Source organism: Nostoc sp. DSM 114159 (assembly GCF_053470285.1).
Genome location: NZ_JBPFEH010000001.1, coordinates 5199491 through 5215608, shown reverse-complemented (window position 1 = coordinate 5215608; position 16118 = coordinate 5199491). Strand labels below are relative to the sequence as shown.

The 16118-nt window shown below is 39.9% G+C and carries 17 protein-coding genes; 6 read left to right on the top strand and 11 right to left on the bottom strand.

Translation table 11 applies throughout. From position 1 onward, the window contains the following. Positions 1 to 52 precede the first annotated feature (52 nt). The 4 genes from ACR5KR_RS21655 (at position 53) to ACR5KR_RS21640 (ending at position 3591) form a co-directional block, all read left to right on the top strand. Positions 53 to 313 (top strand): helix-turn-helix domain-containing protein, encoded by a 261-nt coding sequence (locus ACR5KR_RS21655; RefSeq protein WP_448267968.1) that lies wholly within the window; start codon positions 53 to 55, stop codon positions 311 to 313. Between the two features lie 50 nt (positions 314 to 363). Next, a complete protein-coding gene (locus ACR5KR_RS21650) occupies positions 364 to 1353 on the top strand; it encodes a TniQ family protein (protein WP_448267967.1) in 990 nt (329 codons plus the stop codon). Between the two features lie 118 nt (positions 1354 to 1471). Further along, positions 1472 to 1639: a hypothetical protein gene (locus ACR5KR_RS21645; RefSeq protein ID WP_448267966.1), complete on the top strand. Its 168-nt coding sequence runs from the start codon at positions 1472 to 1474 to the stop codon at positions 1637 to 1639. A gap of 5 nt (positions 1640 to 1644) precedes the next feature. After that, positions 1645 to 3591: a P-loop NTPase fold protein gene (locus ACR5KR_RS21640; protein ID WP_448267965.1), complete on the top strand. Its 1947-nt coding sequence runs from the start codon at positions 1645 to 1647 to the stop codon at positions 3589 to 3591. Positions 3592 to 3712: 121 nt separating this feature from the next. On the opposite strand, the gene ACR5KR_RS21635 is transcribed toward ACR5KR_RS21640, so the two are convergent. The 7 genes from ACR5KR_RS21635 to ACR5KR_RS21605 all read right to left on the bottom strand — a co-directional run bounded on the left by ACR5KR_RS21635 (position 3713) and on the right by ACR5KR_RS21605 (position 11623). Further along, positions 3713 to 6367, bottom strand: a complete 2655-nt coding sequence (locus ACR5KR_RS21635) for a type I restriction endonuclease subunit R (protein WP_448267964.1) — start codon at positions 6365 to 6367, stop codon at positions 3713 to 3715. A 3-nt stretch (positions 6368 to 6370) separates the two neighbouring features. Beyond that, the gene (locus tag ACR5KR_RS21630) at positions 6371 to 6616 is read right to left on the bottom strand and encodes a hypothetical protein (RefSeq protein WP_448267963.1); all 246 of its coding nucleotides are present in this window, start codon (positions 6614 to 6616) and stop codon (positions 6371 to 6373) included. 54 nt (positions 6617 to 6670) lie between these two features. Next, a complete protein-coding gene (locus ACR5KR_RS21625; RefSeq protein WP_448267962.1) occupies positions 6671 to 7936 on the bottom strand; it encodes a restriction endonuclease subunit S in 1266 nt (421 codons plus the stop codon). Beyond that, entirely contained in the window at positions 7933 to 9546 is a 1614-nt protein-coding gene (locus ACR5KR_RS21620) for a type I restriction-modification system subunit M (protein WP_448267961.1), read from the bottom strand. Before ACR5KR_RS21620 ends, ACR5KR_RS21625 begins: the two co-directional genes overlap by 4 nt. Before the next feature lie 76 nt (positions 9547 to 9622). Further along, a complete protein-coding gene (locus ACR5KR_RS21615; RefSeq protein ID WP_448267960.1) occupies positions 9623 to 10900 on the bottom strand; it encodes a hypothetical protein in 1278 nt (425 codons plus the stop codon). A gap of 134 nt (positions 10901 to 11034) precedes the next feature. Then, a complete protein-coding gene (locus tag ACR5KR_RS21610; protein ID WP_094340309.1) occupies positions 11035 to 11319 on the bottom strand; it encodes a hypothetical protein in 285 nt (94 codons plus the stop codon). Continuing rightward, on the bottom strand, positions 11312 to 11623 hold the full coding sequence (locus ACR5KR_RS21605; protein WP_448267959.1) for a hypothetical protein: 312 nt from the start codon (positions 11621 to 11623) through the stop codon (positions 11312 to 11314). The genes ACR5KR_RS21610 and ACR5KR_RS21605 overlap by 8 nt, the downstream gene beginning before the upstream one ends. Before the next feature lie 107 nt (positions 11624 to 11730). Between ACR5KR_RS21605 and ACR5KR_RS21600 the strand changes: the two genes are divergently transcribed. After that, entirely contained in the window at positions 11731 to 11982 is a 252-nt protein-coding gene (locus ACR5KR_RS21600) for a helix-turn-helix domain-containing protein (RefSeq protein WP_229461300.1), read from the top strand. Positions 11983 to 12216: 234 nt separating this feature from the next. Further along, the gene (locus tag ACR5KR_RS21595) at positions 12217 to 12498 is read left to right on the top strand and encodes a hypothetical protein (protein WP_448267958.1); all 282 of its coding nucleotides are present in this window, start codon (positions 12217 to 12219) and stop codon (positions 12496 to 12498) included. Between the two features lie 70 nt (positions 12499 to 12568). Here ACR5KR_RS21595 and ACR5KR_RS21590 read toward each other — a convergent pair whose 3' ends face one another. From ACR5KR_RS21590 to cas8a1, 4 genes are all read right to left on the bottom strand, one after another. Next, a complete protein-coding gene (locus tag ACR5KR_RS21590) occupies positions 12569 to 12745 on the bottom strand; it encodes a hypothetical protein (RefSeq protein ID WP_448267957.1) in 177 nt (58 codons plus the stop codon). Between the two features lie 183 nt (positions 12746 to 12928). Continuing rightward, a complete protein-coding gene (gene cas5 / locus ACR5KR_RS21585; protein WP_448267956.1) occupies positions 12929 to 13597 on the bottom strand; it encodes a type I-MYXAN CRISPR-associated protein Cas5/Cmx5/DevS in 669 nt (222 codons plus the stop codon). Next, a complete protein-coding gene (locus ACR5KR_RS21580; protein WP_448267955.1) occupies positions 13594 to 14562 on the bottom strand; it encodes a CRISPR-associated protein in 969 nt (322 codons plus the stop codon). Before ACR5KR_RS21580 ends, cas5 begins: the two co-directional genes overlap by 4 nt. After that, positions 14546 to 16117 carry a type I-MYXAN CRISPR-associated Cas8a1/Cmx1 gene (gene cas8a1 / locus ACR5KR_RS21575; RefSeq protein WP_448267954.1) on the bottom strand — a complete coding sequence of 524 codons (1572 nt, stop codon included), beginning with the start codon at positions 16115 to 16117 and terminating at the stop codon, positions 14546 to 14548. The genes ACR5KR_RS21580 and cas8a1 overlap by 17 nt, the downstream gene beginning before the upstream one ends. Position 16118: the final 1 nt, after the last annotated feature.

The window sequence follows — 16118 nt, the reverse complement described above, 5'->3', positions numbered from 1 at the left end:
AGTCCACTGGTAGTAGATAGATTTAACGGCGATACTAGTTCAGTATTGTTTAGTGACACAAAAACACTTCACTATTGAGTACCGCTTTGGCAGAGCGATTAGGCGGCGAAGGCGAGAGCTAGATTTATCCCAAGAAGAACTGGCTGAAAGGTCAGGGCTTCATCGGAACTACATCTCAGGAATTGAAACCGGAGAGCGTAACCCTTCGTTGAAAAATATTGTTAAGTTAGCGGCAGCTTTGGAGATATCTGTCTCCGATTTCTTTGTTAATTACGGCATTGAGGTTAAGAGTGAATCGGAAACTAATTTCTGAAATTTGGCTGTTAAAACTAAAGTACTAGCGTTTAGGTTAATCCAAGAGGGATGACTATTTACTTAGAACATTGGAACCTAAAACCTCCAGAAATCCCGCAACGGAGTCGGTTATTCTCTCTTAAACCTGTGGTAGTGGGAACTCCCTACGCAGAAAGTCTTAGTAGCTATCTCCATCGTTTGGCACAGGCGCACTGTTTAACATCTCAAAAGCTCGTTATGGGAGAGATTGCGCCACTTATTCTCAAAGATGAGGATAAATCTGAGCTATTGGCAAAAAATCTGAGTCACTTATTGGGAAATAGCGATGCTAAACCGACTATCAACGGAATGCGAGAAATGACAGGAAAGTTAGTCACTGTCTTAGAAGAGTTAACAATGCGTCAGGATTTACGCTTTTTGACCCTTTTAAGCTGGAAAGGACTGATTTATGACAAGGGATTATTTCGGAACTATCGCGCTTGGTGTCCTTGTTGTTGGCAAGAGTGGAAGCAGGATAACAAAACTATCTATGAACCATTATTATGGTCATTTAAAGATGTAGAATTTTGTTTGATTCACAAACAGCGATTAATAGAAGAATGTCCTCATTGTGGTTCGCGTTTACCTGTGATGGCTAAGTTTTCGCCTGCGGGATTTTGCTCTCGTTGTTACGGGTGGTTAGGACAAGAAATTAAAGGCGAAGAAGAAATAGAGAAATATCGAGTTAATATTCAAGGAATTAGTGAATTAATTGCACTGACTCCCCAATTAGGATATGAACCCATCCCCATCGAGTTAACCCGAAAATTACAATTAATTTTGTTTGTGTTTGAACAAGCAATTGGCAAGGATGTGAAGTTATTGGGAGATTTAGGGGGACTTATGGAGTCGTTGAGGATAGCCTCAACAACAAATCAAAGTCAACCTTATCATTTGGTGAAGTTGATTATTCCTGTGTGCGAGAAGGCGAAGATTAGTGTATCCCAGTTGTTTGGGTCAGACTTTCAGGAATTGGGCAAGATATTGTTCGGGAATTTTAGTCTGGAATTAAAGTTATAGAAGTTTAGTATAAATAAAGATTGATATCAATTCCGGTTACATCGGTATTATTCCCTTTTTCACCTAACGTTTCAGGAGTATTTTGCTGCTAGGGAAATTTCGCTAGAGAAATTTCTTTGTGTTTGGCTTCAGGGAGTGCGATCGCTTTCCATTACTGAAAATATGGGATAGAATCATCCGACTGATACTAGAAAAAAGTACGTATCTTAAGAGCTTGCTTTTTATTGTCATGGCGATCGCTGCCAAGATGAACGACGAGAAAGCATTAACTTTAGTAATTTTGTAAGCAACATGACACAGCATAACCCGTCAGATAACAGCGATGTCACAGAGTATTTAGACTATTACTGTAATTTACCTGATCCGCCTGGATTTGCCGTTTTACTTAAAGGAGAGTGGGGATCTGGTAAGACATGGTTCATCAAAAGGTACTGCAAAAGCTTAAGGGAGAAAAAGCGGAAATCCTTGTATGTCAGCCTTAATGGAGTGACTTCATTTTCTGAAATAGAAGAAGCCTTCTTGCAACAACAAATTCCTTTTCTAGCATCCAAGCCAGTGGCGATAGGAAGAAATCTTATTACACAAGTTTTAAAGAATAGTTTAAAACTAGATGTAAATAATGATGCAACATTAAATCTTACAACTCCAAGTATAAAGCTTACTGAGCTTTTTACAAATCTTGATCAAAGTATATTAATTTTTGATGATTTAGAGCGATGCAATATACCCCTTGGTAACATACTGGGGTATATCAACAGTTTTGTAGAACAAAAAGAGTTAAAAGTAATTATTATTGCCGACGAGGAAAGGCTAAAGAAAGACGATTACAAAGTGTTCAAAGAAAAAGTAATTGGTCAAACTCTTGCAATTTCCCTAGAATTTGACAAGGTACTCGAAAACTTTCTACAAGTGGTAAAAAATCAAGATGCTAGCAAGCTATTGTCTGACAATACTGAATTAATCCAAGACTTATACCAGCAAGCAAAATGCAAAAATTTAAGAACTTTAAAGCAAGTTGTTTTAAATTTTGAAAGGATTTTTCATGTACTACCAGAAAAAGCGAAGAATAAGCCGGAACTCCTTCAAGAAATTTTAAGGTTCCTTGTGCCTTTTTCAATTGAAATCAGAAGTGGGAAAATGCTGCCTAAAGATATCAGCAGTTTGCTACAAGAATCTGCAAATATGAGGATGGAGATTAAACCTGGGTTCACTAATTCAGATACAGGGCAGAATGATAGCGAAGGAAAAACACTTCAGGAAGTAATTAGGAAATATCCTTCCTTAAGGTTGTACGATCCATTTCCTAGCGCAAGATGGTGGCATACTTTTTTTGATAAAGGCATCTTAGATTTACAAGAACTCAATCAATCACTTGCTAGCAGTATATATTTTCAAGATGAAAATACACCTAAATGGATGAAGCTATGGTATTTTCATCATCTTAGTGATGACGAATTTATTATTTTGCTCAATGAAGTTGAAACACAATACTTAAACAAAGACACAGAATTTTCCGATCTCGGAGTTCTAAAGCATGTAACAGGGCTTCTACTCTATTTTTCTGACATCGGGCTATATTCAAAAACCAAAGAAGAAATTTTGACTAGTTCAAAGCTCTTTATTGATTGGCTGAGAAATAATAATCAATCAAAACTGGCATCTTATTCAGTTTCTATGGCTGACAGTATATCTGGGGCATACAAAGGGCTTAGTTTTCAAGGTGCAAAACTTCAAGAATTTCAAGATTTTTGTACATACCTTGAAAAAGCTCAAGAGTTAGCAAGGGTTGAGATTTTGCCTGATCTTAGGAGAGACCTACTTGCTATCATGCAAAGCGAACAATGGAAATTCCATGACATAATTTCCTTAAATAACTCGCATGACTGGGGTGTGCCAGGACTGAGATATGCTGAAATACCTATATTGAAAGACATAAAAACAACTGAATTTGTAGAAGGCTTACTACAACTCAAATTTGAACATCAGATGACTATTGGTTATGCAATAAAAGAACGATATAAGTTCGATGGCAACAATGAAAAATTACTTGAGGAATTAGATTGGCTAAAATCTGTTCGGGATTCATTACTGGATGAGGCTGCTCGGAGAAAGGGCAAGCCGAGTGGACACTCTCTACAAGTACTAATCGAGCTTGATCTGAATGAAGCGATTCAAAAGCTTGAAGCAACAACACATCGATTACAGCAATCGCAAAACGACACAGCGATAGACAAATAATTGTCAAAAGCAGGTGGTTTGTGAGGGGCAATTGACGATCGCTTTACTTAGGATTGAGAACAGGAGGGAGATCGCTTTATTTGTTGCTACGCACTGGGACGCGATCGCTTTGAGAACTGTTTTATTCTTCCTCCCCAAGCTCACCAAGAGCGTCATCAAATTTGTTGATGATATCGAGTAATTTTGATACGACTCGCGCAAAGATTTTTTTACGATCTAATAATTTGGGTTTTTCGTTACAAGCACTCAGCACAGTTTCTCTTAATGGCTCTTTTCCTGAAAATTTATAGTCGGCAATCATTTGATTAACAACTTCGACCTTGAGATTTTCCTCTATACAGAGTTGCTGAATTGCTTCAACACGTTCTTGAGTCCAGAAGTCTTGAAAGACGGTTTCGACTTTTTCTTCGGGTTCGAGGGTGGGTAGCCGCTCTTCGATAAATTTCTCCAGCAGATCCCGTTTACTTCGTAATTGAGTTTCCTTACCAATGAGTTCCAGGATAGAGGCTTTTTGGCTCTGGTACTCTTCTGACGTGACATCTGCTTGCCGAACTCGCTGGAGTTTAGCCACCAGCTTGAGAATATAGGCGACATTGATTTCGTCTCGCTGGATCAGTTCCAGTTCAAAATCGACTTCCTCAACCAAAGATTCTTTCTCGTCATCGGGTTTGGATCGCGTTTTATCATAGATGTCCAGATATTTGCTTTTATAATTTTCAAAGGTTTGTTCATCCAGATTCAAGTCGGAAAAACTAAATTCAGTGAATGATTTACTTACATTCTGTAAACGGATAAGATTACGAAAGGCTTTAACGAACTCAACTTGGTCGTCTTCACTAATAAGCTTATTGACATCGTTAGGGATAGTGGCGATCTCTCTCAGTTCTTGCACACCTTCATTAAATTTCTCAATGTAGTATTCGTAAGGTTCAATGAAAATTTCTTCATTAGCATTGGGATCGGAAAAGAGGGCAACTGCTTGATCGGTATTCTCCTTAAGATTGCGAAAGCAAACAATATTACCCTGAGATTTAAGTTCGCCCAAAATGCGATTAGTACGGGAGTAAGCTTGAATTAACCCGTGGTACTTCAGATTTTTATCGACATAGAGCGTATTGAGTTTCTTAACATCAAAACCCGTAAGAAACATATTAATGACTAACAGAATATCAGCACGTTCCTGATCCTGAAAGTTTTCCCGATCCCTATCCTTCATTCGTTTGGAAATATCTTTGTAGTAGGCATAGAATGCCTGACTATCTTTGGCTGAATGTTGGGTTTGATACATCTGGTTATAGTCCGCGATAAATTTATTCAATTTGTCGCGGCTATGGCTGCGGCTGCTCGTATCTGTGCTGATATTGAAATCAGGTTCTCCGATTAAGCCGTTTGCGTCTTCGTCTTCTTCGTTATCGCTGGGGGTAAAAATAGTAATGACCCGTAGATCATGTAATCCCTGTTTCTGTTTATTTTTAAACGTTTCGTAATAAGTGATTAGGGTATCTACGTTACTGACACAGAGCATAGCAGAGAATTTTCTGCCGTGGGTTTTACGGTTATGGTTGGCAATAATCCAATCAACAATCAGGGAAATTCGGTCGGGATTTTCAAAGAATTCTCGGTCTAATTTTGGCTCTGTAATGAGTGTTCCATCTTTGCGTTTGAGTTTACCCCAATACTCGACGGAAAATTTCAGAACATTTTCATCAGCGATCGCATTGGTAATCACATATTTATGCAGACATTCTTGGAATAGGTCTTTGGTAGTGCGTTTACCGTGTTGATTACTGGCAGCGTTATCGGCAAAGATGGGAGTCCCGGTAAAGCCAAACATTTGGGCTTTGGTGAAGAATTTGACGATATTTTTATGGGTTTCGCCAAATTGGGAACGGTGGCATTCGTCAAAGATAAACACAATGCGCTTATCTTTCAAGCCTTCCATTGCAGCTTCATGACGTTGGGATTTGATGGCTCGGTTGAGTTTCTGGATAGTGGTGACGATCAGGCGACTATTCCCAGCTATTTGGTCAACGAGTTGTTTGGTGCTATCAGTGGTGTCTACGCATCCCTCGCTAAAATCATTAAATTCTTTGCTGGTTTGGTAGTCGAGGTCAGCGCGATCGACGACAAACAGCACTTTATGCACTTTGGGCAGTTGGGTGAGAATTTGGGCAGCTTTGAAGCTGGTGAGGGTTTTGCCTGATCCGGTGGTGTGCCAGATATAGCCGTTTTTATCGGTATCCTTGACTCGCTCAATGATCGCTTCTACTGCGTAGTATTGATAGGGGCGTAGCACCATCAGCACTTTGTCGGATTCGTGCTGGACAATGTATTTACAGATCATTTTGGAGACGTGGCATTTCTCCAAAAAGCTATCGGCAAAGTCTTCGATCTGGGTAATCAGGGTGTTGTCTTGGTTTGCCCAGAAGAAGGTTTGTTTATATTCTTGTTTGCGGTTGTTGGCGTAGTAGCGGGTATCGACACCGTTTGAGATAACGAATATTTGGACGTACTGGAATAGCCCATTGTCTGCACCGTAGGAGTGGCGCTGGTAGCGGTTGATTTGGTTGAAGGCTTCTTTAAGTCCCAACCCTCGGCGTTTTAGTTCAATTTGGACGAGAGGCAAACCATTAATCAGCAGGGTTACGTCGTAGCGGTTTTTGTACTTGCCTTGCTGGCTGATCTGGTTCGTAATTTGGTATTGGTTTTGACACCAGTGTTCGATGTTGAGCAAATTAATGTGAAAGGTGGTACTGTCGTCGCAGTTGAGTTTCATGTTTTAGCGCAGGCGTTTGGCGCGATCAAAGACGTTACCTTTGTCGAGGTAGTTGAGGATTTGCTTAAATTCTTCGTGGCTAAACTGGGTTTTATTATACTTTTCTAGTTGGGCTTTATTATGTTTTTCCAGTTGGGCTTTCAGGTTGGCTTTGAAATCTTCAGCATTGCGAAGGGTGACGGGTTCGTAACCTAGTCCAGTTAGGCGATCGATCAGCTTTTGTTCCAGTTGTGCTTCAGATTCCGACATAGACGTTTACCAGATGGCTTTTTACTCTGTTTCTAATATTCCCCAAACACCCCATTACACAAACATTTTTTGGAGTAAGCCTTTTTTAAATTGTTCGGTTTGGTCGATTTGGCGGGAGAGAGTTTCGATTTTGCGATCGATGGTGGTTAGGAAGTTGGCTATTTTTTCTTGTTCTTGAATACTAGGATAGTGAATCTTTATTTTTTTTAGTGATTTTTGATTTATTCCCTTGGCTGTAGTACCTGTTGATAAAGATTGCAACATTTTTTGAAAAACAGTACTCCATATAAGCTGAATAAGAAAATGGTTATTGATATTTAATTTTGTCTTAAATAGAACTACACGCTGGCTAAGAATGTATTTTCGAGAATCTGGAATTAGTGTTGCATTACCTAAAGGAGCTTCCATTGTAAAAACAATATCTCCTTTTCTAACATCTACTTCACTCATCCATCTTTCATACAATTCTTCTGACGCTAAATTACATTCTGCCTGAAAATCTATATAGCCATTTTTAACATTATTAGCTGAAAGACTAGGAATATCACCACCTCCCCATTCCATACCTAACTTAAGTGGAGTACGACCTCTAAAATCCACAACCTCATTGAGGCAGTCATAAAATGAACTAAAATGCCAAGCAGGGAAGGGGGAGCCGTCGGGTTGTTTGAAGCGGATTTTTTGTGAGAAGATTTTTTGCATTACGCCGCGTTTGTAGGTCTGCAAGAGTTCCTGTTTGCGGCGGAGTTGGGTTAAACGGCGATCGACAGCCCCTAAAAAACTAGCAATCTTTTTTTGTTCAGCGATCGAGGGATAAAATAATAAGATTTGAGATAATGAATCTTGATTTATATTCGTATTAGCGCTAGAAGTGGCAAAAGATAAGATTTCTTTTCTAAATGATGATTCAGCGAAACAGTATTTTTTATACAGATGATAAAGAGTATTAGATTTCTCTCGGAATCTAATGATAAACCCACTGTAAATAGTATCTTCAAAATGGTCATTTACTAGGCATGATTGACCAACACCTTCCCTTTTTACTGAGGATCTGACGAATAAGACATCACCTTTTTGAATTTTGTATTGCTCTAATTGTTTTTCTGGAATTTCTACTCGTTCAAGATATGTCTTTTGTATCTCACTTTTGCCAAAAATATCCATTAAATTGACAAATTCTACGCCAGATCCAAATGCTTGTTTATCTGCGTTAAAACCATTTTTTAAGTCGCCAATTTGATCGAGATAATTAGATTCCCAATTATCCTTAAAATCAGGAAATCTCAACTGAGGAACTTTTTTCTTTAACTTCTTACTCATAACGGCGCATCGATCCCTAACTCATCACAAAACCCCTTAATCGCCTCATCGATCACCACCATATCGTGATCGCACTGCTTCAACTTTGCCGCTACAGCCGCCAGATCAATCTCCTCCTCCTCCTCAAACGTATCCACATAACGCGGAATATTTAAATTAAAATCATTCTCGGCAATCTCCGCTAATGGGGCGCGATAGCTATACTTTTCCTCCTCTATCCTTTGGCGATAAGTGGAAATAATTTTGTCAACATCCTCATCCCGTAAATAATTTTGATTCTTCGCCTTCTCAAAATAGGCACTGGCATCAATAAACAAAACATCTTCAGGACATTCCCGGCACTTTTTCAACACCAGAATACAAGTCGGGATACTCGTCCCATAAAAAATATTCGCAGGCAACCCAATCACCGCATCCAACCAATTCCGCTCCTTGATTAAATACTGGCGAATATGCCCCTCCGCACCTCCTCGAAACAAAACCCCGTGGGGCAACACCACCGCCATAATGCCGTTCTCATCTAGGTGATGCAGCATGTGCTGCACAAAGGCAAAATCAGCCTTAGAAGCCGGGGCTAACTTCCCATATTGACTAAAGCGATCGTCCGACTCAAACAGCTTATTCGCACTCCACTGCGCCGAAAACGGCGGATTCGCCACCACCGCCTCAAACCGCATACCCTCATGCTGGGGGTTCTCTAACGTATCTTCCTGGCGCAGATCAAAATTTCGATAATGCACCCCATGCAAAATCATGTTCATCCGCGCCAGGTTGTAAGTCGTGCGGTTCATTTCTTGTCCGTAAAAATCCCCGACTGATTTCACCTGCCGCGCCACCCGCAGCAGCAACGAACCCGAACCACAAGCCGGGTCATAAACTGACTTCAGCCGCTCCTTTCCCGTCGTCACAATCTTCGCCAATACTTTAGACACCTGCTGCGGCGTGTAAAACTCTCCTGCCTTTTTCCCTGCACCACTAGCAAACTGCCCAATCAAATACTCATAGGCATCCCCCAGAACATCGCTCTCGGTGTCTCCCAACCGAAAATCAATCTTATCCAGATGCACTAAAATCTTGGCAATTAAAGCATTCTTCGCCTTCGGAGTCCGCCCCAACTTCGTCGAATTCAGATCCAGATCCTCAAACAAATGATCAAAATCTTCCTCACTTTCCTTGCCCATTGTGGAGCGTTCAATACTGTTAAGCACCTGGGCGAGATCATCCAAAATAAAATTTGACGACTCAAAATCCTCATCCCTCAAATTTTCTTCATGGGCTTTTTTCGCCCCTAATGCCCGCTCCGCTAAAGAACTGAACAACTCTGACGGCTTCAGAAAATATCCCAGCGTGGCAATCGACTCTTCCCGAATCACCTCTAAATATTCTTGCCCCTCCTCCGAAGATTCATCAATCTCCAGAAAGTCAATGCCATCCTCCGCTAACACTTCATTAGCGTAAAGATGCTGACGCTCGGATAGGTACTTATAGAAAATAAACCCTAAGCAATAATCCCGAAACTCATCGGCGTTCATCTTGCCCCGTAGCGAATCGGCAATATTCCAAAGCTGAGTTTCTAATTTTTTCTTTTGTCCGTTTTGTCCGTTGGTCATTTATCTCTCGTACTGGGCGATCATTAGCACCGCCAAGAAGTGGTATCTAAGCAACGTAAGATTAACACACAATATGCTAGCTTTCAGTTGGAACGAAACTCAGTGTTTGTTCAATTGACTTTAGCGCTGATTGAATATCTGTACTCAGCGCATCTGCCTCAACTTTAATTACAGATACACCCTTCCCAATTTCTGTGAGAGATTTTTTGATAGTTCTGATTCGTCCCAAAGCTGTGCGGATTTGCTGAATTTGTTGTTCAACAGCAGTTACATCCAGTTCTGATTCAAAGGTACGCAATTTATTTAACCTTTGCTGGATCACCAAAAAGCGGATAGCAATGATTAAAAATGGATGGGTTGTGGCAATCCAATAACCCGACTCAGAAACTCCCTCTGCCCAATCACCGATTTCTTGAGCTAATCCCTCGCGGGAATAACTTAAAAAAATTGCCGAATTTGCAGAACGCCGCATCATTGCTGACTGTAAATGTTGAGTGATTGCTTGGCGACCAAAAGGTTTTGAAGGTCGTTTCCTAGCTTCAATCACTATTGACAGTTCAATTACAACTAACGATTTACTGGTGAACTTTAGGAGAATATCGCCAGTGTCTCCATCACGTCCAATATGCTCCACCTCTACTCCACTCAATTTTGACCAATTTCGTAGTTCGACAACCACTAACTCTTCATGGTTGATGCCTTTTGCAGTTGTCTGCTCAAGTACTTGTTGTGTCACCTGTTGATCTCGAATTTCTCTGGTCAGTTTTTCCACTTGTTCGGTTAATGGTTTCACAGACTCAGAAACCACATTTTTTACTGCCGCGGACAGAGTACCATTTTCCTTAGTCGCATTTATTAATGCTGCTTTAAATGCGCCTTGAATGGAATCAGAGCGTTTGGCATCTAAGAGTTGACGTAATGAAGAGAGAAAGCGGCCAACAACAGAAGTTTCTCTGGCGGGATCAATTTCGAGTGTAAGTAAAGTACTGACGCTATTGAGTTTTTCAGTGAGGATGGCTGAAGTCAGATTAATTTGATTTTGCAGTGGAGCTAATAATTGACCATTATCTGTCCCTACTTGATTAATTAATTCCTGCTGGAAAGACTCTGCAATTACCTTGACTGCCTGCTGAAACTCCACCAATAAGGATTCCATCTGCTGCTTAATTAATTCGTTGCCATGACGAGTTTGAGCAGTTTGCAAGCAAAGAAATCCTAACTCAAAAGCGTCCCGGCAAATATCCTCATATTCTGACTGGGGAAATTGTTTTAAGTAGCTGATTGCATTTTTGAGAGGGATTGCCATGCGATGAATCAGGACATGGCTTTGGGTCAATTCAATACTGGAGGGCAAGTAATAGGAGTCATTGGTGGAGCGGTTCATGGAGCAGTGGGTAGGCAGGTGACGATAAATTGACCCTACTACCTATTTTTTATGCCAGTCAAGGTGATGGAGAAAAGTTTTGTCAATTTGCAAAAACTGAAGAATTAATTTGGTGGTGGAGAATTATGCCACTGTTCCAACAGAGGGTTAATTACTTCGGCGTTAGCGAAAAGAAAATCAGCCACAGCCATAATTCTCTGATAAGGTAATCCAGCTTCTCGGCGGCTGGCTTGTCCACCCAACCAGTGATAAGCCGTAGATTTAGAGATGGCACAGATTTTTGCTAATTCTTCGTAACCCAATCCCCAACGATAGCTAAAATCTTGGGGGGACATGAACATTTGGTTGTGCAGTTCTAGCAACTGCTGATGTTGTTGAGCTTCAGACATGATTGCCCTGAAGCCTTTCCAAGAATGAGTTATCCAGGGGTTCGATATCTTCCTCGAAAGCGAAGTCGCAGGTGCAAATTTTACGAGAGGGGCTGCGCTCATCTAAAAGAACCAAGTAATGTAAGCCAGTGGCAATGCAACTGGCTTGTTGCGTGTAGATTACTCCGATGACGCGGCCAAAGTCACCGTTGGGTACTTGAAACCATCGCACCCATTCACCGAGATGAAATCTCTGCTGAGGGAATTCGCTGGGAATTACTTTTGGCATCGCTACTGGCGGAATCTGAGGAAATGTATTCGTCATATTTATTGCGGATAGCGTTGCACCAATATTTTTAAATTAACATATAGTGTGCAAAACTCAACTTATTGTGTATAGATTAATTATCTACACTCCCTCACGATGGTTCTGTGAGGCAAAAAAACCAAGATCCAGATATTGAATATCGCTTTGGCAAAGCTATTAGACGGCGACGACGAGAATTAGACCTTTCTCAAGAAGAGTTAGCTGAAAGGGCTGGTCTTCATCGCAATTACATTTCCAGTATCGAAACAGGGACTCGTAATCCTTCACTAAAAAATATAGAAAAGCTTGCACAGGCGCTGAACATATCTATTTCTGCTTTTTTTGCAGATTACGGTATTGAAGCAGAGAGTGAGTAAAACTGGGATTTTTGAGCGTTATAGCACAAGATCGCCTTTATTGGCAGCCTCTGTGAAACATTTTTCACAGCACAAACGAGTAAGAGCGATGCCCAACGACCGGCTTAGGGTAAGACCTACGGCGGTAAACTACGCTTGCGTTAAGTTTGCTCTCAGAAGGATGAAATTTGGTAACGGGTTTTGATAACCTAGCACCGTTGGAACATAAGACGATCGCAGTAGTCCAGTTTATCCATGCAATCTCATAATCAGACTCAAGAAATTACCCCAGAATTCTTTATAAATGCAGGAGTGAACTTAGATACAGGAGGAAATCAAGAAGATTTGCTAACTATGGTAAATCTGAGCAAGCAACAACTCAGGGATAGATGGTTTACTCCAACAGGGCAAAATATTCTTATACGCTGGAAAACAAATGGTTTCAAGCGAAACGTGTTAGATCGAATGGTTGGCAAGTACTATTTGATGACTCCCTTGCTGGTAGCAATTTTAGTCAGGAAGACCATAGGCGATTAGGTGATTTCTTGTCTGCAAAACTAAACAGAACTGCAACTAAAGCCCTCGAGATAAAGTTTCTCAGAAGGGCTTATGCGATCGCAGTCAGTAATTTGACCTCAATATTTGAACAACGCCTAACGGCATAAAGCCACGACTCATCAACCTGTTGCATATATTCCAAAAACTCTGGGAATTGAGCAACGCCTAACGGCATAAAGCTACGACTCACAGCAAAGGCTAAAACCCTTGAATGATGAAGGCTCACTCACAATTTTACAAGTACCCCTCAGCCAGAGACCCCAAAAAGACAAAACTTATCAATTTCTTGTATTTCTTCAACCTCTAAAACTCAATCCCTCTAACTCTTTCAAGGATTTGCAAGCACCTTTTTCTTTATCTAAATGGCTATATCCCTTAACCCTGTAATCCTTTCCGTCATTTTTTACCCTCAATTCCCCTGGCCAGCAAGGGTACTTGTCAAATTGAAGTATTGAATCATCGTCCATGCCAAATCAGGAGGTGGTGAGCTTGGCATTTCCTCAATCCGATACCTCAAAAATCGGGTATTTCTTGACCCCACATGGTCAACCCAATAAGGTAAAGTTAACCTGCCTTGATTATCCCTAATCGCCCACTGTCTCACCCCCTCTAGATAATCTTCCGAGACAAGTTTAATCGTTTTAATCAACTGGTCACTTTCTCCCAAAAATAAACAACCAAAACGTCTTACTAGCTCAGGATGGTCAAACGCTAACTGTATCCTCTCCCTTAAACTTGGTTGTATCTTCTCTCCGTTAGAACGAACCCAAATCAAACACTTCAGATTAGACAAAATTTCTTGATAACAAGGAATAACATTCTCTGGATGGCTAAAATCAGCATTCTTAAACCGTCTCATTTGACGCAAAATTCGTGACTTCTTGGGGCTAGATAACATTGCGATCGCCAATTCGACCCCACAGTGGCGATAGACATTCGTTTCCCCTACCAAAGACAACAACATTCCATACACTGTCGCTGGAGGAGGAACAGGATAGGTTTTTCCCATTTCCCTTGCATGGGACTCCCGAAAAGTCGTAAATGGAACATCCAAATAGAGAATTAATGGTGCAATCATTTTGATTCCTCTAAGCCCAAATCTCTTTTAATAACTGTTTTCAAATTTTCAATCAGTTCATTTCGATTACGATAAATATGCGCCTTTTTAAAAGGAGAATCATCAAAATTATTTAATTGCTGTAACTCCTTAACAATTGTTCCCCCAATCCACAATTTACTAGGGTCAATCTGTCCGCATTCCACTTCATCTATAAACTCTTTTGTAAATTTTGCTTCCTTGCTCTTAGGATCGCAATATTCAAAACAATAGGAAATATACGAAGCAAAATGATTTGTCCATTGAAATACAAAACTATCGGAACAGAAAGGATAATTAAAAACATTACTACTTCCTCCTACCTTGGGCAGATTCATAATCCCATCTATCACAGGTAAAATCCGTGAAAAATCTTTGAGATGAGTGGCATTAATTCCAAAATAATATTGATATCGAGTTGCATGATATTCTGTAAAATGGAGCGATGTGCTATCCTTTTCTCTGCCACTTTTTGCCCCTAACTTGAGTGCGCCATCATAAGGCGTTAGCGAAACAGCCATATTCATCCCTAAAGCACCCATTCGTTGATTAGGAGTACTAACTTTTGTTTGTTTATTTTTTTTCTTTGTTTTTGAAGTCTCCTCCTCTGTTTCAGCAGACTCTAATAAAGCAAACCCAAAAATATCGTCATCATAAAATTGTTCTGGATCGAAATCTTCACTTGTTAACCGATTAATATTTTCGTTCTCATCCCAAACTCGATTAACCAAATAACCTTGCTTTTGAAGATAAAAACGTAACGCCCAACGGATTGCACTTGAACCTACAAAAGAATGAATTTTACCATTCCAATAGCCTTTTTGCAGAGTAGTCTTATTTCCTCGTCTCATGTCATGATTTAAGGACGCTAACCCATAACGAGTGAGAACTGTTCCGTAAAGATAATAATTGGGGATATTATTGATACTCTTATTCTGGCTCATCATTAATTTTTTCTAATTCTTGATTATCTAAGGATAAATTATCATCAGTATCGGTCGGTTTATCTTTGGGTTTATAACCGGCGATCGCTAACAATGACCAAATTCTTAGTTCTTGCCAAGGTGATTTTTTAATTAGTAGTGAAATTTCTTCTTGATGCTGATTAAAATACTTATTTAATCCTCCTCTTACTAAAAAGTCGGATAAATATTCCTTAAACGACAATTCATCATAACAATAGTTTAACTCTGCCCTTAATCGTTCAACTTTATTCTTAATTGGAGGCTCTTTTCCTGACTCTGTTTTGGCATACATTTTAGCAAAGTTACCCTTCATAGCTTGCTGAAATACCTTAATAAAAATAAGATACTGCTTGTCTTCTTCACTGTTCTCTGCCATTATTATGAATCCTTTTCCATTGGAAAATAACTGGTTAAATAAATATCCTTTTGAATCCTCTATCACCAATTTTTCCCAAAAATTAGACCACCAATGGATTCCTTTCACTAAATTATCAGCAATCAGGGAACGAATCGGATTCACTTTAATAAAAATTTGCTTAGGTCTAATCTTCTGATAATTGGTTTGAAAGTATTTTTGAACCTGTTGATAAGTAGTTAAAGTATTGTTATTAATTTTAATTTCTTCTATACTCATCAATGTCCTTTGACGAGAAGCTTGATTCATTTTTTCATATAACCAAACTTGACAAGCTTGATAGTAGCCGCTTTCAGTGTGAATATCGTCTAAGCTGTAATAAAGTAATCCTGCTTCCCCAAGGCTACTAACATGAAGCTGTTTAATTTCTAATTGCTGTAATCGCCATCTCCTTTGAGAAGCATCTTCAAAATCTTTGATTTCTGGAATCACCACTAGATAGCGATGGGGTTTCCTTTCCTTCAAGTCTTCTGATGGTATATGAATTAAGCAATAATGACAAACTACTGGTACAAATAATAATGCTAAAGCGTATTCAGGTTTCTCTTCTAGTTTTGTAGTATTCTGCGTCCGAGCATGGCGAACAATTCCCCCTAAATACAACCAACTGGTTATTTGAATATAATCATGTCTGAGTTGTTGGGTATCTGCCTCACATAACTTCTCTGCAAAGGTTTGATGTGCGTACCAAGTTAGGGATTTATATTGATACTCGACTGTTTTTTCTTCAACTGTTAGTTCAGTGTTAACTATCTCTCCTGCTTGATAAAACTTATTAAGACGCAGGAAAACAGCACATATTCCCTCATGAATATGGATTTTCTGACTGAAATCTATTGCATCATTGTCTAATCCTGTTAAATGAATTAAACCTGTATCATCTAGTTGAAAAGACTTCTTAATTAACCAAGATAGGGCAACAAAATCATTCCCTTGCCAGAATAATTCAATAGTATCAGCAGTCAAAAACCATGATATCTGTCCTCCCCGTTGACGAGATAAGGGATATTGCTTTTCTAACCGCTTTAAAGTCATGTAAAGCCCCGTCATTCCCACGCGGTGCATTATTGTCGTATCCGCAGCGTCGAGAGATAGGGAAATTTTGGGTTGGGTAGCAACCATG